Genomic DNA, 19,218 nt, shown 5'->3' with positions numbered 1-19,218 from the left:
TCATCGAATGCACCGCGGCGGCGGCCGTCACGGCCGGAGGCGGGTAGGGAACCGACGGTCAGCGCGAGGTCGAGTCGATCTCGAGCCGCTGCGGCTGGGCGGCGCCGAACTCGCCGATGCGGGCCGTGCGGAGCACGCGCTCGAGCAGCTGGTCGAAGTGGTGCGACATCTCCTCGGCGCTCTCGCCCGGCCACATGTGGAGCGGCTTCGCGGCGCCCTGCGCCTGCTGGAGCGACGTGCGCTCGGGCAGCTGCGGCGAGAGCACGAGCGGACCGAACATGTCGCGCAGTTCCTTGATGCGGAACTGGTGCTCGAGCGACTGCACGCGGGCACGGTTGACGATGATGCCGAGCGGCTGCAGTCGGGGGGAGAGACCGCGCCGGATCTCCTCGATCGCGCGCAGGGCCCGATCGGCAGCGGCGACGGAGAACAGCCCGGGCTCGGTGACGACGGCGACACGGTCGCTGGCCGCCCACGCGGTGCGCGTCAGGGCGTTCAGCGACGGCGCGCAGTCGATGAGGACGAGCTCGTAGTCGGCCTCGACGTTCGCGAGCGCCTCCTCGAGCTTCCAGATGTCGCGGATCGACGGGTGCGGTCCGTCGTAGTTGATGGCCGACGGGCTGCCGATCATGACGTCGATCGTGGACTGCGGGTTGGACCGGGCCCAGCCGCTCGGGGCGATCGCCGAACGGACGATCTTCTCCTTGGGGGAGGCGAGCACGTCGGCGACGTTCAGGTGGCCGGCGACCTGGATGTCCATGCCGGTCGAGACGTCGGACTGCGGGTCGAGGTCGACGACCAGCGTGCGCACCCCGCGAGCGAAGGCCGCGGAGGCCAGCCCGAGCGTGACGGTCGTCTTTCCGACGCCGCCCTTCAGGGAACTGACCGAGAGAACGTGCACGAGCGAATACGTTACCGTTACTCGCACGGCGATACCTAAATGTTCGCTGTGCGGAGAACCCCCACCCGGAAAGGCCTGCATGTTCGAGAAGATCCTGGTCGCCAATCGCGGTGAGATCGCCATCCGGGCGTTCCGAGCCGCCGTCGAGCTCGGTGCGAAGACCGTCGCCGTCTTCCCGTATGAGGACCGCAACTCGCTGCACCGCCTGAAGGCGGACGAGGCGTACCAGATCGGCGAACCGGGGCACCCGGTGCGCGCCTACCTCGACGTGTCCGAGATCATCCGGGTGGCCAAGGAGTCGGGCGCCGACGCGATCTACCCCGGCTACGGGTTCCTCTCCGAGAATCCGGAGCTCGCGCAGGCCGCGGCCGACGCCGGCATCACCTTCATCGGCCCGCCCACGCGCGTGCTCGAGATGGCGGGCAACAAGGTCACGGCGAAGGAGCAGGCGATCGCCGCCGGCGTGCCGGTCCTGAAGTCGACCGAGCCGTCGCGCGACGTCGACGCCCTGCTCGCGCAGGCCGACGAGATCGGGTTCCCGATCTTCGCCAAGGCCGTCGCCGGCGGCGGTGGACGCGGCATGCGTCGCGTCGACAGGCGGGAGGACCTGCGCCGGGCGCTCGAGGAGGCCATGCGCGAGGCCGACAGCGCGTTCGGCGACCCGACGATGTTCCTCGAGCAGGCCGTGCTGCGGCCCCGCCACATCGAGGTGCAGGTGCTGGCGGATGCCGCGGGCGAGACCGTGCACCTCTTCGAGCGCGACTGCTCGGTGCAGCGCCGCCACCAGAAGGTGGTCGAGATCGCGCCCGCGCCGAACCTCACGGACGAGATCCGCCAGTCCCTCTACCGCGACGCGGTGGCGTTCGCGAAGTCCATCGGGTACGTCAACGCGGGCACGGTCGAGTTCCTGCTCGACACGGCGGGCGAGCGCGCCGGCCAGCACGTCTTCATCGAGATGAACCCGCGCATCCAGGTCGAGCACACCGTCACCGAGGAGGTCACCGACGTCGACCTCGTCGTCGCCCAGATGCGCATCGCGGCGGGGGAGCGGCTCGCCGACCTCGGGCTGACGCAGGACCGCATCCACCTGCGCGGCGCGGCGATCCAGTGCCGCATCACCACCGAGGACCCGACGGCGAACTTCCGCCCGGACACGGGCAAGATCACGACCTACCGGTCGCCCGGCGGTGCAGGCATCCGCCTCGACGGCGGCACGGTGAACCCCGGTGCGCAGATCAGCCCGCACTTCGACTCCATGCTCGCGAAGCTCATCTGCCGCGGCCGCGACTACCAGCAGGCGGTCACCCGCACCAAGCGCGCCCTCGCCGAGTTCCGCATCCGCGGCGTCTCGACCAACATCCCGTTCCTCCAGGCCGTGCTGGAGGATGCGCAGTTCATGTCGGGCGACCTCAGCACCTCGTTCATCGACGAGCGCCCGCAGCTCATGCGCGGACGGGTCTCCAAGGACCGCGGCACCAAGATCCTCAACTGGCTCGCGGATGTCACGGTCAACCAGCCGAACGGTCCCGCACCGACGACGGTCGCGCCGGTCGACAAGCTCCCCGAGCTCGACCTCGGACGACCCGCGCCGAACGGCTCGCGGCAGCGCCTCCTCGAACTCGGACCGGCCGGGTTCGCGGCGGCGCTGCGGGCCCAGACCCCGTTGGCGGTCACCGAGACGACGTTCCGCGACGCCCACCAGTCGCTCCTCGCGACGCGCGTCCGCACGCGCGACCTCGCGGCGGTCGCCCCGTACGTCGCCCGGATGACGCCCGAACTGCTCTCGGTCGAGGCGTGGGGCGGTGCGACCTACGACGTCGCGCTCCGCTTCCTCGGCGAGGACCCGTGGGAGCGGCTCGCCACCCTCCGCGAGGCGCTGCCCAACCTGAACATCCAGATGCTCCTGCGCGGGCGCAACACGGTGGGCTACACGCCGTATCCGACGGAGGTGACCGATGCCTTCGTGCAGGAGGCGTCCTCGACCGGCGTCGACATCTTCCGCATCTTCGACGCGCTGAACGACGTCTCACAGATGCGGCCGGCGATCGACGCGGTGCTCGCGACGGGCAGCTCGGTCGCCGAGGTCGCGGTCTGCTACACCGGTGACCTGCTCGACCCGGCGGAGGACCTCTACACGCTCGACTACTACCTGCGCCTCGCCGACGACATCGTCTCGGCCGGCGCGCACATCCTCGCGATCAAGGACATGGCCGGGCTCCTGCGTCCGGCGGCGGCCGAGAAGCTCGTCGCCGCGCTGCGCGAGCGGTTCGACCTGCCCGTGCACCTGCACACCCACGACACCGCCGGCGGGCAGCTGGCCACGCTCCTGGCCGCCAGCCGCGCCGGTGTCGACGCGGTCGACGTCGCGAGCGCCCCGATGGCCGGGACCACGAGCCAGCCCTCGGCGTCCTCCCTCGTCGCCGCGCTCGCCCACACCGAGCGCGACACGGGCATCTCGCTCGATGCCGTCTCGGACCTCGAGCCCTACTGGGAAGCCGTGCGCCGCCTGTACCGCCCGTTCGAGTCGGGCCTCCCGGGGCCCACGGGTCGGGTCTACCACCACGAGATCCCCGGCGGCCAGCTCTCGAACCTGCGGCAGCAGGCGATCGCCCTCGGCCTCGCCGACGACTTCGAGCTGATCGAGGACATGTACGCCGCGGCGAACAAGATCCTCGGCCGCGTCCCGAAGGTGACGCCGTCGTCGAAGGTCGTCGGCGACCTCGCCCTGCACCTGGCCGCGGTGAAGGCCGACCCCGCCGACTTCGAGGCGAACCCCGAGAAGTACGACGTGCCCGACTCGGTCATCGGCTTCATGGCCGGTGAGCTGGGCGACCTGCCCGGCGGGTGGCCGGAGCCGTTCCGCAGCAAGGTGCTCGCCGGCCGGGACGTGCGGGTCGGCGTCACGGAGCTGACGCACGCGCAGCGCCGGGGACTCGAGTCGCCGGGGCGCGACCGCCAGGAGCTTCTGAACTCGCTCCTCTTCCCGGCGCCGACCCGTCAGTTCGAGCAGATCCGCGAGCTGTTCGGCGACCTCTCGGTCGTCGACACCGCCGACTACCTCTACGGCCTTCGACCGGGTGCGGAGCACGTGGTCGAGATCGCGAAGGGCGTCCGTCTGTACGCCGGCCTCGAGGCCATCGGCGAGGCCGATGACAAGGGCATGCGGACCGTCATGACGATCCTGAACGGGCAACTGCGCCCGGTGTTCGTCCGCGACCGCAGCATCACGGTCGAGGCGCGCGCCGCGGAGAAGGCCGACCAGTCGCAGCCGGGACACGTCGCCGCGCCGTTCTCGGGCGTCGTGACGCTCCAGATCGAGGCCGGAGCCGAGGTCGCCGCCGGTCAGGCGGTCGCCTCGATCGAGGCCATGAAGATGGAGGCGGCGATCACCTCGCCCATCGCCGGCGTGGTCGAGCGGGTTGCGATCCCGAAGACCCAGCAGGTCGAGGCGGGTGATCTGCTGGTCGTCGTCCGCCCGGCGGTAGGCTGACTGCGTCCCGCACTGGTGAGCGTTCCGCACTGACGAGGAGGGGTATCGGTGGCTGAACCCGACGAGAGCAGGTCAGCCGAGCGTCGGCCGGGTTCGCGTTCCGCCGGTCGACGGCGGTCCGGCGCCGACGCCGCGGGCGAGGCGGGCGAACCCGTCGACGTCCGGGTCGACCTCCCGCCGCCGCCACCCCCGCGGATGCCCGATGACGAGGTCGCCGTCGCCATCGACGACGTCGCCGTCGACCCCGGGGACCTTTCGGGCTCCGCCGGGACCGTTTCGATCGAGCTGCGCGATCCCGCGATCACGCCGGGCGGGCGCGGTCGGAACGCGTCGCCGTACGGCGCGCTCCTCGCGGCCGACGCGTCGAGGCTCCGCCGCGAGCGGGTCACCACCGACACCGGTGCCCACGTCGCCATCGTCACGGATGCCGCGACGGAACTCGTGCCCGCAGGCGGGCCGGAGTCCGCGGACGCCCTCACCGCCGATCGGCTGATCGACGCGACCAGGACGATGCGGCCGGCGCCGCAGGGTGGGTTCAACCGGTTCCTGTACGACGCCACGTTCCACCTCGTGAACCTCGGCGACTCCGCGAAGGTCCGGGCCCATCGTGCGATGACCGAGCGGATCCAACGACGCTTCGAGGGCGGTACGCGATTCGTCCCGGTGCTCACTCGCAAGGGCGGCGTCGGGAAGACCACCGTGACGACCCTCCTCGGCATGGCGCTGGCCGATGCGCGCGATGATCGGATCATCGCGATCGACGCGAACCCGGACCGCGGCACGCTCGCGGAGCGCGTCGACCGCCAGACCCGCGAGACGGTGCGTGATGTCGTCGCACGGGCGGCATCTATCACGGGCTACACGGAGTTCTCGGAGTTCGTGTCCCGCGACGAGACCCGGCTCGACATCCTCGCGTCGGACACCGACCCCAACCTCGCCGAGGCGTTCGACGCCGACGACTACGCGGTCGTCGCCCACCTCGCCGCCCGCTACTACTCGCTCGTGCTCACCGACTGCGGGACGGGCATCGTCCACTCGGTGATGCGCGCCACCCTCGAGCGGGCGGACGCCATCGTCGTGGTGTCGGGCGGCAGCGTCGACGAGGCCCGGCTCGCGAGCGAGACCCTGACGTGGCTCGAGGCGAACGGGTACGACGAACTGGTGAGGAACGCGGTCGTCGCGATCAACCTCGCCACCCAGGGAACGCATCTCGTCAAGGTCGACGAGATCGAAGCCCACTTCCAGTCGCGCGTGCGCGAGATCGTGCGGATCCCGTACGATCCCCAGCTCGCGGCGGGCTCCGTGGTGCACTGGCGCGACCTGCGCCCGGTGACCCAGCACGCGGCCCGCGAACTCGCCGCCCTCGTGGTGGAAGGCCTGCCCGCCGACCGCGGGCACTGATCTCGGAGCACCATTGCCGGAACGTCCCATTCGCCTGTTCGGCGATCCCGTCCTGAAGACCGTCTCAGCACCCGTCGAGCAGATCGACGATCGCGTGCGCGCCCTCGTCGACGACCTCGTCGACAGCGTCCGGCTGCCCGGGCGCGCGGGCGTCGCCGCGCCGCAGATCGGCGTGAACCTGCGCGTGTTCAGTTACAACGTCGACGGTGAGGTCGGGTACATCATCAATCCTCGCGTCGTCGAGGTCTCGGGCGAACCCGAACTCGTCGACGAGGGCTGCCTGTCCGTGCCCGGACTGTGGCACAAGACGCCGCGGCATCCGTTCGCACGGGTGCGGGGCGTCGACCTGGACGGCAACGAGATCGAGCTCGCCGGTGAGGGCCTGATGGCGCAGGCGCTGCAGCACGAGGTCGACCACCTGGACGGGCTGCTCTACCTCGATCGGCTCGAGAAGGACGAGCGCCGGGCGGCGATGCGCGCCGTGCGCGAGTCCGACTGGTTCTGACCCGAGCACCGAGACGACGACGGGCCCCGCGGATGCCGCGGGGCCCGTCGTCCGGTCGGAGCGACCGACGGATCACTGCACGATCGAGTGTCCCTCCGTGGCGGGGGCGCCGGTGTACATGCCCTCGATCTGCGCGCTGAAGTCCTCGAGGATCACGTTGCGCTTGATGCTCATCTTGGGCGTGAGGTGGCCGCTGGCCTCGGTGAACTCGAGCGGGAGGATGATGAACTTGCGGATCGACTCCGCCCGCGAGACCGTCTCGTTCGCGGCGTCGACGGCCCGCTGCACCTCGGCGAGGACCGCCGGGTGCTTGGTCGCCTCGTCGAGGCTCATGCCGGCATCCTCGCCGTGGGTGTTGAGCCACACGGGGAGCATCTCGGGGTCGAGCGTGACGAGCGCCGAGATGAACGGCTTCTTGTCGCCGACCACCACCACCTGACCGACCAGCGGGTTGGCGCGGATCGGATCCTCGAGCGCCGCCGGGGCGACGTTCTTCCCGCCCGCCGTGACGATGATCTCCTTCTTGCGGCCCGTGATGGTCAGGAACCCGTCGGAGTCGAAGGTGCCGATGTCGCCGGTCTTGAACCAGTCGCCGTCGAACACGTCGGCCGTCGCCTCCGGGTTCTTCCAGTACTCCTTGAACACGTTGATGCCCTTGACCTCGATCTCGCCGTCGTCGGCGACGCGGACGGCCACGCCGGGCAGTGCCGGTCCGACCGTTCCGATCTTCGACTTGGTGACGAGGTTCACCGTGGCCGGCGCCGTGGTCTCGGTGAGGCCGTAGCCCTCGAGGATCGTGATGCCGAGCGCGTGGTAGAAGTGGCCGAGGCGCGGACCGAGGGGAGCGGAGCCGGAGACGGCGTACTTGACGTTGCCGCCCATCGCCGCGCGGAGCTTCGAGAAGACGAGCCGGTCGAACAGCCGGAACTTCAGCTTGAGTCCGAGGGGGATCTTGCCGCCGGACTCCTGGGCGGTCGAGTACGCGACCGCGGTCTCGGCCGCCGCGTGGAAGATCTTGCCCTTGCCGCCGGCCTCCGCCTTCTGCTCGGACACGTTGTAGACCTTCTCGAACACGCGGGGTACCGCGAGGAGGAAGGTCGGCTTGAAGCTGCCGAGCGACGGGAGCAGCTGCTTGGTGTCGGGCTGGTGGCCCACGCGGACGCCCGCGTGCACGCACAGGACCGAGATGAAGCGGGCGAAGACGTGCGCCGTGGTGATGAACAGCAGCGTCGATGCGCCGTTGGGGTCGAGCACGACCTCCTTCAGCGCCACCGCCGAGTTGCGCGACAGCTCGACGAAGTTCGAGTGCGTGAGGACGCAGCCCTTCGGACGGCCGGTGGAGCCGGACGTGTAGATGAGCGTCGCGATGTCCGAACCGACCGCGAGGTTCCGCCGGCGCTCGATCTCGTCGTCGGGCACATCGCCGCCCGCGGTGGCCAGCTTGTCGAGGTCGCCGAGGTCGATCTGCCAGACGTTGCGGATCGCCGGGAGGTCCGGGTGCACCTCGTCGAAGCGGGCGAAGTGGTCTGCCGTCTCGACGATCACGGCGATCGAGCCGGAGTCGCCGAGGTTCCACTTGACCTGCGACGGCGAACTCGTCTCGTAGATCGGCACGAGCACGGCTCCGGCGAACCACACCGCGAAGTCGATGAGAGTCCACTCGTAGCGCGTCTTGCACATGAGGCCGATCTTGTCGCCGGGCTGGATGCCCGCGGCGACGAGGCCCTTGGCCAGCCGGACGACCTGGTCGTGGAACTCGCGGGTCGTGACCGGGGACCAACCGCCGTCGGCGGTCGGCAGGGAGAACAACACGGAGTCGGGCGTCGCCTTGAGGCGGTCGACGAGCAGGTCGGTGGTGTTCGCGTCCGGGTCCGCGGGGACCAACGGTGCTGTGGCGAATTCGGTCACGGTAGCTCCTTCGGCACCGGGAGGTCGCACACGCTTCGGGGCCGCGCGAACCTCGGCATTGGGGTTGACTACACTCTAGTCGGTGCTGCGCGGCGCGTCCGCTGCGGTTCCGCTTCCCCGCCCCCTCCGAAAGGCAGTCGCACGTGCACGCGATCGGCATCGACATCGGCGGCACCAAGATCGCCGGGGCAGTCGTCGACGAACTCGGCGCCATCGTACGCAGCGAGCGCGTCCCCACGCCCGCCGGCGACTCGGTCGCGCTCGAGGATGCCGTGGTCGGCATGATCCGGAGCCTGTCCGAGGGCGAGCCGATCGGCGCGGTCGGCGTGGCTGCGGCGGGCTTCATCGATGCGGCGCAGTCGACGGTGTACTACGCGCCGAACATCGACTGGCGCAACGAACCCTTCCGCGAGAAGCTCGAGGCCCGCGTCGGTACGACCGTGATCGTCGAGAACGACGCGAACGCGGCCGGATGGGCCGAGTTCCGCTTCGGCGCGGGTCGGATGGTGAGCGACATGGTCATGCTCACCATCGGCACCGGCGTCGGCGGTGCGATCGTCGCCGGCGACCGACTCTTCCGGGGCGGGTTCGGTGCGGGCGCCGAGCTCGGCCACCTCCGTGTCGTCCCGGGCGGCATCGCCTGCGGCTGCGGCCAGCACGGATGCCTCGAGCAGTACGGGTCGGGACGCGCCCTGATGCGCATGGCCAACGAGATCGCCGACGCGGGCGGCATCGGCCAGGCGCTCGCGCGGGCTCGCGACGAGCACGGCACGCTCGACGGCGCCATCGTGGGCGGGCTCATCGCCGAGCACGACCCGGGCGCCCTCGCAGCGCTCCGGCAGTTGGGCCGGTGGCTGGGCGAGGCGTCCGCGAGTCTGTCCGCGGTGCTCGACCCGCAGCGCTTCGTCTTCGGCGGGGGCGTCGCCGTGGCGGGGGAGCTGCTGCTGGCGCCCGTACGCGAGGCGTTCCTCGAGCACCTGCCCGCTCGCGGGTACCACCCGGAGCCGGACTTCGTGATCGCCGAACTCGTCAACGACGCCGGAGTCGTCGGCGCGGCCGACCTCGCGCGCCTGTGGGTCGAAGAACACGCCTGACCCGGGGATAGGCTGTGCTGGCGGGAGCGACGGACGGAGGAGACCGGTGTTCTACTGGATCATGAAGCACATCGTGATCGGGCCGATCCTCCTCGCCGTGTTCCGCCCGTGGGTGGTGGGCCTCGAGCACGTCCCGAAGCAGGGCCCGGTGATCCTCGCCTCGAACCACCTCTCGTTCATCGACTCGATCTTCCTCCCGCTCGTGGTCGACCGCCCCGTGGTGTTCCTCGCGAAGAGCGAGTACTTCACGGGCAAGGGCCTGAAGGGCTGGGCGACCCGACTCTTCTTCCAGGCGGCGAACCAACTGCCGATCGATCGTTCCGGCGGGAAGGCCTCCGAGGCGTCGCTCAACACCGGCCTCCGCGTGCTTGGCGAGGGGCGGATCCTCGGGATCTACCCGGAGGGCACCCGCAGCCCCGACGGACGCCTCTACCGCGGACGCACCGGCGTGGCCCGCATGGTGCTCGAGGCCGGCGTCCCGGTCGTGCCCGTCGCCATGATCGGCACCGCGGAGGTCATGCCGATCGGGACCCGCGTGCCCAAGGTGCGCCGTGTCGGCATCGTCTTCGGCGAGGCGCTCGACTTCAGTCGCTTCGAGGGAATGGAGGGCGACCGCTTCGTGTTGCGCTCCGTGACCGACGAACTCGTCTACGACCTCCGCGCCCTGAGCGACCAGGAGTACGTGGACGTGTACGCGAGTTCGGTGCGGGAGCAACGCGCGACCCAGTCGCGGTAGGCTGGCGAGACGGCGTCGCGACCCGGCGCCGGTTTCCGTTCCCTCCCCGCGCCCCGCGCGCCCAACCCTCCAGGACACCAAAGTGGTACAGCTCGTCGAGCCCATCGTGAACGCAGATCCCTCCGTGATCGCGGGCCTCGACTATTGGCGCACGCTGCCGATCAAGCAGCAGCCCGCCTGGCCCGACCCGGAGGCGGCGCACGCGGCATCCGCTGAACTCGCGGCGCTGCCCCCGCTCGTCTTCGCCGGCGAGGTCGACATGCTGCGCGATCGGCTCGCGTCCGCGTCGCGCGGCGAGGCGTTCCTCCTTCAGGGCGGCGACTGCGCCGAGACCTTCGCCGGCGCGACGGCCGACCAGATCCGGAACCGCGTCAAGACGGTGCTCCAGATGGCGGTCGTGCTCACCTACGGCGCATCCATGCCGGTCGTGAAGATGGGCCGCATGGCCGGGCAGTTCGCCAAGCCGCGTTCGAGCGACACCGAGACGCGCGGCGACATCACGCTGCCGGCCTACCGCGGCGACATCGTCAATGGCTACGACTTCACCCCCGAGTCGCGGGCGGCCGACCCCTCGCGGTTGCTGCAGGGGTACCACATGGCCGCGTCCACGCTGAACCTGATCCGGGCCTTCACTCAGGGCGGGTTCGCCGACCTCCGCCAGGTCCACGCGTGGAACCAGGGCTTCGCCGCCAACCCGGCCAACGTCCGCTACGAGAAGCTCGCGCGCGAGATCGACCGCGCGGTGAAGTTCATGGACGCGTGCGGCGCCGACTTCGACGAGCTCAAGCGCACCGAGTTCTACACCGGCCACGAGGGCCTGCTCATGGACTACGAGCGCCCCATGACGCGGATCGACTCCCGGACCGGCACGCCGTACAACACCTCGGCGCACTTCATCTGGATCGGCGAGCGCACCCGCGAACTCGACGGCGCGCATGTGGACTTCCTGTCCCGGGTGCGCAACCCGATCGGCGTGAAGCTCGGACCGACGACGACGCCCGAGGTCATGATGGAGCTCGTCGAGAAGCTCGATCCGCACCGCGAGCCGGGCCGGCTCACGTTCATCACGCGCATGGGCGCCGGGAAGATCCGCGACGCGCTGCCGCCCCTGCTCGAGGCGATCAAGCGCAGCGATGCCAATCCGCTCTGGGTCACCGACCCCATGCACGGCAACGGCATCACCACGCCGACCGGCTACAAGACGCGTCGCTTCGACGACGTCGTGGACGAGGTCAAGGGCTTCTTCGAGGCGCACCGGGCGGCGGGCACGCACCCGGGCGGCATCCACGTCGAGCTCACGGGCGACGATGTCACCGAGTGCCTCGGCGGCTCCGAGCACATCGATGAGGAGACGCTCGCGACCCGCTACGAGTCGCTGTGCGACCCGCGCCTGAACCACATGCAGTCGCTCGAGCTGGCGTTCCTCGTGGCCGAGGAGCTCGCCGCGCGCTGATCGGCGCGCGCCTCCGACGACGTTCGACGGGCGGTCGCGGTGTCCCACGGATGCCGCGGCCGCCCGTCGGCGTCCGGAGCTGCAGGGCCCGTGGGAGCGCGTCGGTGGGTCGTCAGGGCTGGAAGTTGACCGTGATCTCGGTGCCGCGCTTCACGCGTTCGCCGGCGGCCGGGCTCTGCACGGAGGCGACGACCGCGCCCTCCAGGAACTGCGGGACGTTCGACGTGACCGCGAAGCCGAGCTCCTCGAGCTGGGTGCGCGCCTGCGCCACCGTCTGGCCGGTCACGACGTTCGGCACCTCGACGAGGTCCGGCCCCTTCGACACCGTGAGCCGCACGGTGTCGCCCGGGTTCATCGGGTCGTCGAGCCAGTCCGCCGTGATGACCACGTCGACGGGGACGTTGTCGTCGAAGGCGGGGTCGGCGAACTCGACCCGGAGGCCCGCGCCCTCGAGCCTGGCCTGCGCGTCGCCGACGGCGAGCCCCTCGACGGGCGGCACGGGGCCGGCGGACACGACGAGCGAGAGCGCGCCGCGTTCCGGGTAGGTCGTCGGCACCGCCGTACCGTCGGCGTCGAGCACCGCGATGACGAGGCCGGCCTCGACCTCGCCGGAGAACTGGAGCGCAGCCTCGTCGGCCACGGTGAAGAACTCGCCGAGCTGCGCCCGGGCATCGGCCTCGGGCAGTCCGATGACCGCCGGGACGTCCAGGAACTGCGGCCCGATCGAGACGAACAGCTGCACGGTCGAGCCGCGCCGCGCTTCTGCTCCGGCCTCCGGGTCGGTTCCCGAGACCTGCCCAGGCGGCACGACGGGATCGTTGCGCTCGGCGAGCTCGACCTCGAAGCCCGCCTCCTGCAGCACCTGGGTGGCGCTGTCGGGCATCAGGTTGACCGTGTCGGGCACCACCGCGAGCGAGCCCGGTCCGGCCCCGAAGTACCAGCCGGTTCCACCGGCGAGTCCGGCGAGCACGAGCACGAGCGCGAGCAGCCAGTAGCCGCGGCGGCGCCGGCGGTCGGTCGTGCGGGTGAGGACCGCCGCGTCGTCGTCGGGCTCCGCGACATCCGTCTCGGCCACCGCGAGCGCGCCGCCGCCGAGCACGCGCGTCTCGGCGGTGGGCAGGTGATCGCCGGCAGCGATGACCATCGTGTCGCCGGCCGCCACCACGGGCTGCGAGGGGCGGAGGTGCGGTTCCATCTCACGCAGGCGCTCGAGCATCGCCCGGGCGTCGGCCGGCCGCTGGTCGGGGTCCCTGGTGGTCGCCCAGAGCACGAGCTCGTCGAGCTCGGGCGGGATCGACGGATCGCGCGTGCTCGGCGCCGGAACCGAGTCGTTCGCGTGCTGGTAGGCGATCTGCATCGGCGCCTCGCCGACGTAGGGCTGCTCGCCCGTGAGCATCTCGTAGGTCATGATGCCGAGCGCGTAGATGTCGCTGCGCGCATCGGCCACGCCGCGCGTCACGAGCTCGGGGGAGAGGTAGGCGATGGTGCCGAGCAGGGCCTGCCCGGTCGCCGTGTTGGCACTCGCCGCGCGCGCGAGCCCGAAGTCGCCGAGCTTGATGCGGCCGTCGTCGGCGAGCAGCACGTTCTCGGGCTTGAGGTCGCGGTGGACGATGCCGGCCTTGTGGGCGGCGGCGAGGCCCGAGAGCACGGCATCGAGGATGTCGACGGTCTGCTCGGGGGTCAACCGCGTGTAGTCCTTCAGCAGGTCGCGGAGGGTGATGCCCGGCAGGTACTCCATGACCAGGTAGGCCATGTCGGCGTCCTGGCCCTGATCGAAGACGTTCACGACGTTCGGGTGCGCGAGCCGCGCGGCCGACCGCGCCTCCTGCACGAACCGGGTCTTGAACGTGTTGTCGTCGGCCAGGTGGCCGTGCATGATCTTGATCGCGACGCGGCGCTCGAGGCGCAGGTCGGTCGCGAGGTACACCGTCGCCATGCCCCCGCGGGCGATCCGCGAGCGCACCTGATACCGGCCGTCGACGAGACGGCCGATCATCGGGTCGGCGGGCGGCGCGGTGGTCACCGTACGAGTGTACGAATTCGCGTATGCCGTGAGCCGAACAAACGCCGGGGAGCCTCAGGATCGCAACGGCATCGTGATGACGGATGCCGCGGGCTCAGCCGAGCTCGTCCAGCCAGCGCCGCGCCGTCGCCTCCCACTTGGCGTAGTGGTGCGGATGGGCGCTCCGCTGGACCGCCTGCGCGGCCTCCGTCACGGGCATCGACGACCAGCCGTCGACGTCGAGCAGGCCGGGCGCGATCCCCGCCGTCGGCGAGGTCGGTCCGCCGTAGAAGGCGCGCGCGGCCCGGACCGGGTCCAGCACCTCCTCGGGAGTGCCCCAGCCCTGGCTGGGCCGCTGCTGGAACAGGCCCATCGAGTCGCGGTCGCCGTGGCGGAGGTTCCTGAGGCCGGACTCCTGGGCGGCCGCGGCGAGGGCGATGACGATGCCGCGGTCGGGCACGCCGAGCCGCCGTCCCACCTCGACGATGATCCGGGCGTTCGCCCGCATGTCGGGGTCCAGGGGGACGTCGGTCGACGCGGCGGCCGTGGCCTCGACGGGCTCGGCCCGGCGGACCACGAGTCGCTGGCCCGGGTGGATCACGGCGTCGCGGTCGAGGTCGTTGAGCTCGAGGAGCCGAGCCAGCGTGATGCCGTGGCTGACGGCGATGCCGATGGGCGTGTCGCCGGCGACGACCTCGTGCGTGACGGTCGTGCTCGCGGCGGCCGACGACCCGCCGTCCGGAGCGTCGGCACGGGGGAGGACGATCGATTGCCCCGGGAAGATGAGGCTCGCGCGGTTCAACCCGTTCGCCCGCAGCACGTCGTCGACCGCGAGGCCGTGCTCGGCCGCGATCCGCCCGATGGTGTCGCCGGGCGCCACCACGTGTCGCGCGATGTCGGGCCGCTCGGCGGTCCGCTGCGGGCCGCCGACGGGCAGCGCCAGGCGCTGGCCGGGGAAGATCAGGCTCGACCAGCTCAGCCCGTTCTTCGCGAGCACCTCGGCGGTCGACAGCCCGTATCGCGCGGCGATCCCGCTGACGGTGTCCCCGTCGCCGACGGTGACCTCGGCGGGCACGTCGGTCGCGGTGCGCACCTGCGGCGCGGCGGTGGGCGCGGAGCGCTGCGCCTTGGCCTTCGGCGACCGCTTCACCGTCTGGGAGGTCGCCTCCGCCGGGTGCGCGAAGCCGAGCGTCACGGCGACGGCGCTCGCGAGCGCGATGGGGACGGTCAGCAGGCGACGGACGGTGCGCGGCCGGATCGCCGGCACGTGCGCGTCGTCGCCTGTCGGTGCGGTCCCCGGATGCTGCGTCATGTTCCCCCTCCGCTCCCAGGCGGACGCCGTCACCGTCTCACGCGGCCCGGAGCGAGTCAAACTCATCCGCGCGCGTCGCCCGGGCCCGGCGAGGGCGGTTCCGTCGGCCCGGTCCGTCGTGGCAGGCTGGATGCGTGACCGATGCCGACCAGACCGACTGGCTGACCATCCCCGAACTCGTCGAGCGCCTCGGCCAGACCCCGAGTCGGATCCGACGCCTCATCGACGAGCGCTTCCTCCTGGCGACGAAGATCGACGGCGTGCTGAAGGTGCCGGCCGACTTCCTCCGCGACGACGCGCCGCTGCCGGAGCTCCATGGCACGGCGATCGTCCTCGCCGACGCCGGCTTCAGCGACGCCGAGGCGCTCGAGTGGCTGCTCGGCGAGGAGGACAGCCTGGGCACCACGCCGATCGCGGCGCTGCGTGCGGGCCGAAAGTCGGAGGTTCGCCGGGTGGCGCAGGCGCTCGCCTGAGCTCCAACGCCTCGTCCGCAGCTCGTCAGCTGACCCGCCGGGTCACCGCATCGGCGAGTTCGGCGAGCCCGGCCGCGGCATCCGGCTGGAGGTCGGCGGCGTCGAGCGCCGCCATGGCCTTCGCGGTGTTCTCGTCGATCAACTGCTCGACGGCGTCGACCGCCCGGGCGTCGCGGATCGCGGCCTGCAGGTCGGCCACCTGGGCCGCGGTCAGGTCGGGGTCGCCCAGCAGGTCGTCGAGGCGGCGTCGGTCGGCCGGATCCATCCGCTCGCGCGCGATCGCCACGAGGACCGTGCGCTTGCCCTCGCGGAGGTCGTCCCCGGCGGGCTTGCCGGTCACGCCGGGGTCGCCGTAGACGCCGAGGAGGTCGTCGCGCAGCTGGAACGCCACCCCGAGCGGCAGCCCGAACGCCCGGAGCGCCTCGAGGTCGCCGGGCGATGCTCCGGCGATGGCTCCGCCGATCGCGAGGGGCGCCTCGATCGAGTACTTCGCCGACTTGTAGACCACCACCCGCTCGGCCCGGGCGCGCTGCTCGGTCTCGGCCCTCGCGTGCCAGGCGCGCTCCTCCAGGATGTCGAGGTACTGGCCGGCGGTCACCTCGGTGCGCATCCGGTTGAACTCCAGCCGCGCCGCCCGTCCGGCTGCGAACGAGCCGAGGCTGGCGAGCCCCTCGTCGAGGAGTTCGTCGCTCCAGCCGAGGAGCAGGTCGCCCAGGAGGATGGCGGTGCCGTGCCCGTAGTCGGCGGAGTCGCCCGACCAGCCGGAATCGCGGTGCTGGCCCTCGAACACGCGATGGGCCGACGGCGCGCCCCGACGCGTGTCGGAGTGGTCGATCAGGTCGTCGTGCACGAGCGCCGCGGCATGGAACACCTCGAGGGCGGCCGAGGCCGACACGACGGCGGCCAGGCCCGCCTCGTCCCCTGCGTCGACGCTCCCGTCGCCGCGGCCACGGACCGCCTCCCAGCCGAGATGGCAGAACCGTGCGCGGAAGCGCTTGCCGCCGCTGAGAAAGCGCTCCGAGAATCCGGACAGCGGGTCGAGGTCGACCGCGATGGAGCGGAGAATGGAAGCGCGATCGGCGAGGAACTCCTCGAGTCGTTCGTTGACCAGTTCGACGAGTCGGGGAGCCGGGACCATCGTCCTAGCCTAGCGACGGCGCGGGAGACTAGAATGGACGCTACGAAGCGTCGGTTCCGAACACGAGGGGAATGAGATGCCGCTTTCGGAGCAAGAGCAGCGCCTTCTCGAAGAGATGGAGCGGAACCTCTACAAGAACGACGCCGACTTCGTCGCGACCGTCGGAGGTTCGGGCCGCGGTCGTCCCAATTACCGGGCGATCGTGATCGGCGTGCTGCTCGCCGTGGCCGGAGCCGGTGCCCTCATCGGCGGGGTCGCCTCCCAGCTGCTCATCGTCGGCGTCCTCGGCTTCGCGCTCATGTTCGTCGGGGTCCTCGTGGCCATCACGCCGTCCAAGCGCACGGCGACCGCCGCGTCGCCGTTCGCCGGCCCGACGCAGGCGGGCGCCGCGCGGCCGAGCGCGCCCGCTCGTGGCGGTTTCATGGACCGCCTCAACGAACGATGGGATCGCCGCCAGGAGGGCCGCGACTGACGCTCCACCCCGACTGAACCACTCCGCCTGACGGGCCGATCATCTGATCGGCCCGTTTTTCGTGCGCTCCGGGCGCCATCCGTCCCCGAGCCATCCACTTCCCTCCACCCTTCGAGAAGCCTGAGAATCCGGGCTTCCACTGAGGTACGACGCGCCGAAACACGGCAATGTCATTGAGTGGTGGAGGACAGTGGAGTAAAGTGGGGCCACACCTGGTTCCTGGCCGGAGGAGTGGGGGTGACGCGATGTTCCTCGGAAGCTACGAGCCCAAGCTCGATGAGAAGGGTCGCGTCATTCTTCCGGCGAAGTTCCGGGAGGAGCTGTCGAACGGCCTCGTGCTCACACGAGGCCAGGAGCGCTGCATCTACGTGTTCAGCGCGCGGGAGTTCGAGAGCATGAGCGACAAGATCCGCCAGGCCCCGGTGACGAGCAAGCAGGCGCGCGACTACATGCGCGTCTTCCTCTCGGGGGCATCCGCGGAGACCCCCGACAAGCAGCATCGGGTGACCATCCCCGCGACGCTTCGCGCGTATGCGGGCCTCGGCCGCGACCTCACGGTCATCGGCGCAGGCAGCCGGGTGGAGATCTGGGATGCGGCGGCGTGGCAGACGTACCTCGCCGAGCAGGAGGCGGCCTTCGCGGAGACGGCGGAGGAGGTGATTCCCGGACTCTTCTGAGTCCTCGGGTCCCGACTCCCAGCCGTGCGAGCCTGCTGCACTTCCCCGCAGCAGGACGAACGGATGGGGATCGGGCCCCGAGGCCCCGGAAGGAGGGAGAGCACATGGACATCGATCGCATCCACACGCCGGTCATGCTGGAGCGCACGCTCGACCTGCTCGAGCCGGCGCTCGAACGCGAGGGCGCCGTCTTCGTCGACGCCACGCTCGGCATGGGCGGGCACAGCCTCGCCGTCCTCGAGCGCTTCCCGGGCGCCGTCGTGATCGGACTCGACCGCGACACCGAGGCCCTCGCCATCGCGCGGGAGCGGCTCGCCCGGTTCGGCGACCGCATGCGCTTCGTCCACACGGTCTACGACGGCATCGCCGACGCGGTGCGGGGCGAGGGCTTCGACGAGGTCCAGGGCATCCTGTTCGACCTCGGCGTCTCCTCGATGCAGCTCGACCGGGCCGAGCGCGGCTTCGCGTACGCGAAGGACGCCCCGCTCGACATGCGCATGGACTCGACCCGGGGCCGCACGGCCGCCGACGTGATCGCCGAGTACGACGAGGACCAGCTGCGCCGGATCTTCCAGGAGTACGGCGAGGAGAAGCTCGCGGCCCGATACGCCCGGGCCATCGTCCGGGCGCGCGAGGCCGAGCCCATCACGCGCTCCGGTCGGCTGGTCGAGGTCCTCACGGATGCGACGCCGGCCGCGGTGCAGCGCGCCGGGCACCCCGCCAAGCGCGTGTTCCAGGCCCTGCGCATCGAGGTGAACGAGGAGCTCGTCGCGCTGGAGGCGGCGATCCCCGCGGCCCTCGACCTCGTCTCGACCGGAGGGCGCATCGTCGTGCTCTCGTACCAGTCGCTGGAGGACCGCCTCGTGAAGCGGGCCCTCGCCGCGGCATCGAGCTCCACAGCCCCCGCAGGGCTGCCCATGGAGCTCCCCGAGCATCGTCCGCAGTTCCGCCTCCTCGTAAGGGGCGCGGAGCTGGCGAGCGAGTCCGAGCAGGCGGAGAACCCGCGTGCCAAGCCGGTGCGGCTCCGTGCCGCAGAGCGAGTGAGGAGGCCGTCGTGAGCGCACTGCCGGCCCAGACACGACCCGTCCGACGGCCCGCCACCGAGCGCGGTCCGCGGCTCAGGCCGGTACCCGAGGTGCCCGCAGGCACCCGCGGTCGTCCGCGGCTCGCCTATGCCGTGGTGGCGCTCGCCTCGATCGGGGCGATCGCGATCGTGCAGCTGCTCCTGTCGATCGCGATGACCCAGGGCGCGTACGAGATGGACGAGCAGCTCCTGCGGCAGGCGGAGCTGCGTCGCGAGGAGGCGAAGCTCTCCGACGACCTCGACCGCATGGGCTCGCCGCAGTTCCTCGCCATGAACGCCGAGGCGCTCGGCATGGTCCCGAATGCCGAACCGGTGTACCTGCGATTGTCCGACGGGGCCGTGCTCGGGGAGCCGACGCCCGCCGGTGGTGCCGCGGCATCCGCTGCGCCCCTCGTGCCGAATGCCCTGATCGACGGCGTGCCGCCCGTGACGGAGCAGGCGGAGGGGAAGACTGCGAAGGAGGGCCAGGGGGGCCGGCCCGACGCTCCGGCGGCGGGCACCCCCGCCGCACCGCCCGCGCTGACCGGGGGGCTGCCGACCCCGGCGACGCATTGATCGCCCGACCGAGCCGA

General features: G+C 71.3%; 16 protein-coding genes. 11 read left to right on the top strand and 5 right to left on the bottom strand.

Annotated features, from left to right (window positions below):
• Nucleotides 1-58 precede the first annotated feature (58 nt).
• Nucleotides 59-901: a ParA family protein gene (locus RH861_RS15505; RefSeq protein WP_067945301.1), complete on the bottom strand. Its 843-nt coding sequence runs from the start codon at nucleotides 899-901 to the stop codon at nucleotides 59-61.
• 79 nt (nucleotides 902-980) lie between these two features.
• Here RH861_RS15505 and RH861_RS15500 point away from each other — a divergent pair, with 79 nt between their 5' ends.
• The 3 genes from RH861_RS15500 to def are packed head-to-tail and all read left to right on the top strand — an operon-like array spanning nucleotide 981 to nucleotide 6,297.
• Nucleotides 981-4,391, top strand: coding sequence for a pyruvate carboxylase (locus RH861_RS15500; RefSeq protein ID WP_310521751.1), 3,411 nt, complete (start codon nucleotides 981-983; stop codon nucleotides 4,389-4,391).
• A gap of 48 nt (nucleotides 4,392-4,439) precedes the next feature.
• Nucleotides 4,440-5,792, top strand: coding sequence for a MinD/ParA family ATP-binding protein (locus RH861_RS15495; protein ID WP_310521750.1), 1,353 nt, complete (start codon nucleotides 4,440-4,442; stop codon nucleotides 5,790-5,792).
• A gap of 13 nt (nucleotides 5,793-5,805) precedes the next feature.
• Nucleotides 5,806-6,297, top strand: a complete 492-nt coding sequence (gene def, locus RH861_RS15490) for a peptide deformylase (protein WP_310521749.1) — start codon at nucleotides 5,806-5,808, stop codon at nucleotides 6,295-6,297.
• Nucleotides 6,298-6,369: 72 nt separating this feature from the next.
• On the opposite strand, the gene RH861_RS15485 is transcribed toward def, so the two are convergent.
• Nucleotides 6,370-8,205 carry an AMP-dependent synthetase/ligase gene (locus RH861_RS15485; protein WP_310521748.1) on the bottom strand — a complete coding sequence of 612 codons (1,836 nt, stop codon included), beginning with the start codon at nucleotides 8,203-8,205 and terminating at the stop codon, nucleotides 6,370-6,372.
• Between the two features lie 143 nt (nucleotides 8,206-8,348).
• Here RH861_RS15485 and RH861_RS15480 point away from each other — a divergent pair, with 143 nt between their 5' ends.
• From RH861_RS15480 to RH861_RS15470, 3 genes are all read left to right on the top strand, one after another.
• The gene (locus RH861_RS15480) at nucleotides 8,349-9,299 is read left to right on the top strand and encodes an ROK family glucokinase (protein WP_310521747.1); all 951 of its coding nucleotides are present in this window, start codon (nucleotides 8,349-8,351) and stop codon (nucleotides 9,297-9,299) included.
• A 46-nt stretch (nucleotides 9,300-9,345) separates the two neighbouring features.
• Entirely contained in the window at nucleotides 9,346-10,035 is a 690-nt protein-coding gene (locus RH861_RS15475; RefSeq protein ID WP_067945313.1) for a lysophospholipid acyltransferase family protein, read from the top strand.
• Between the two features lie 82 nt (nucleotides 10,036-10,117).
• Nucleotides 10,118-11,488, top strand: coding sequence for a class II 3-deoxy-7-phosphoheptulonate synthase (locus tag RH861_RS15470; RefSeq protein WP_374760993.1), 1,371 nt, complete (start codon nucleotides 10,118-10,120; stop codon nucleotides 11,486-11,488).
• A 112-nt stretch (nucleotides 11,489-11,600) separates the two neighbouring features.
• Here the strand turns inward: RH861_RS15470 and pknB are convergent, their stop codons facing one another.
• Together pknB and RH861_RS15460 are read right to left on the bottom strand one after the other, a co-directional pair.
• Complete coding sequence (gene pknB, locus RH861_RS15465) at nucleotides 11,601-13,484, bottom strand: Stk1 family PASTA domain-containing Ser/Thr kinase (protein ID WP_310521794.1); 1,884 nt, start codon at nucleotides 13,482-13,484, stop codon at nucleotides 11,601-11,603.
• A gap of 121 nt (nucleotides 13,485-13,605) precedes the next feature.
• The gene (locus tag RH861_RS15460) at nucleotides 13,606-14,802 is read right to left on the bottom strand and encodes a muramidase family protein (protein ID WP_310521746.1); all 1,197 of its coding nucleotides are present in this window, start codon (nucleotides 14,800-14,802) and stop codon (nucleotides 13,606-13,608) included.
• Nucleotides 14,803-14,936: 134 nt separating this feature from the next.
• On the opposite strand from RH861_RS15460, the gene RH861_RS15455 reads away from it, so the two are divergent.
• Complete coding sequence (locus RH861_RS15455) at nucleotides 14,937-15,275, top strand: Rv2175c family DNA-binding protein (protein ID WP_310521745.1); 339 nt, start codon at nucleotides 14,937-14,939, stop codon at nucleotides 15,273-15,275.
• Nucleotides 15,276-15,300: 25 nt separating this feature from the next.
• Here the strand turns inward: RH861_RS15455 and RH861_RS15450 are convergent, their stop codons facing one another.
• Complete coding sequence (locus tag RH861_RS15450; protein ID WP_310521744.1) at nucleotides 15,301-16,413, bottom strand: polyprenyl synthetase family protein; 1,113 nt, start codon at nucleotides 16,411-16,413, stop codon at nucleotides 15,301-15,303.
• 76 nt (nucleotides 16,414-16,489) lie between these two features.
• On the opposite strand from RH861_RS15450, the gene RH861_RS15445 reads away from it, so the two are divergent.
• From RH861_RS15445 to ftsL, 4 genes are all read left to right on the top strand, one after another.
• Nucleotides 16,490-16,885: an SCO2097 family morphological protein gene (locus tag RH861_RS15445; protein ID WP_310521743.1), complete on the top strand. Its 396-nt coding sequence runs from the start codon at nucleotides 16,490-16,492 to the stop codon at nucleotides 16,883-16,885.
• Between the two features lie 245 nt (nucleotides 16,886-17,130).
• Nucleotides 17,131-17,562, top strand: coding sequence for a division/cell wall cluster transcriptional repressor MraZ (gene mraZ, locus RH861_RS15440; protein ID WP_067945325.1), 432 nt, complete (start codon nucleotides 17,131-17,133; stop codon nucleotides 17,560-17,562).
• A gap of 104 nt (nucleotides 17,563-17,666) precedes the next feature.
• A complete protein-coding gene (gene rsmH / locus RH861_RS15435; protein WP_310521742.1) occupies nucleotides 17,667-18,620 on the top strand; it encodes a 16S rRNA (cytosine(1402)-N(4))-methyltransferase RsmH in 954 nt (317 codons plus the stop codon).
• Nucleotides 18,617-19,201 carry a cell division protein FtsL gene (ftsL, locus tag RH861_RS15430; protein ID WP_310521741.1) on the top strand — a complete coding sequence of 195 codons (585 nt, stop codon included), beginning with the start codon at nucleotides 18,617-18,619 and terminating at the stop codon, nucleotides 19,199-19,201. The genes rsmH and ftsL overlap by 4 nt, the downstream gene beginning before the upstream one ends.
• The last annotated feature ends 17 nt before the right edge of the window (nucleotides 19,202-19,218 follow it).

It is taken from the genome of Agromyces indicus (genome assembly GCF_031432295.1).
In the GTDB taxonomy this organism is placed as follows: domain Bacteria; phylum Actinomycetota; class Actinomycetes; order Actinomycetales; family Microbacteriaceae; genus Agromyces; species Agromyces indicus.
This window is presented reverse-complemented; position numbering and strand designations above follow the sequence as displayed.

Bases quoted from the DNA above. Each gene is read 5' to 3' on its own strand.
- RH861_RS15500 (WP_310521751.1), top strand. From the start codon at position 981: ATGTTCGAGAAGATCCTGGTCGCCAATCGCGGTGAGATCGCCATCCGG.
- pknB (WP_310521794.1), bottom strand. From the start codon at position 13,484: ATGATCGGCCGTCTCGTCGACGGCCGGTATCAGGTGCGCTCGCGGATC.
- RH861_RS15460 (WP_310521746.1), bottom strand. From the start codon at position 14,802: ATGACGCAGCATCCGGGGACCGCACCGACAGGCGACGACGCGCACGTG.
- RH861_RS15450 (WP_310521744.1), bottom strand. From the start codon at position 16,413: ATGGTCCCGGCTCCCCGACTCGTCGAACTGGTCAACGAACGACTCGAG.
- RH861_RS15445 (WP_310521743.1), top strand. From the start codon at position 16,490: ATGCCGCTTTCGGAGCAAGAGCAGCGCCTTCTCGAAGAGATGGAGCGG.
- mraZ (WP_067945325.1), top strand. From the start codon at position 17,131: ATGTTCCTCGGAAGCTACGAGCCCAAGCTCGATGAGAAGGGTCGCGTC.
- rsmH (WP_310521742.1), top strand. From the start codon at position 17,667: ATGGACATCGATCGCATCCACACGCCGGTCATGCTGGAGCGCACGCTC.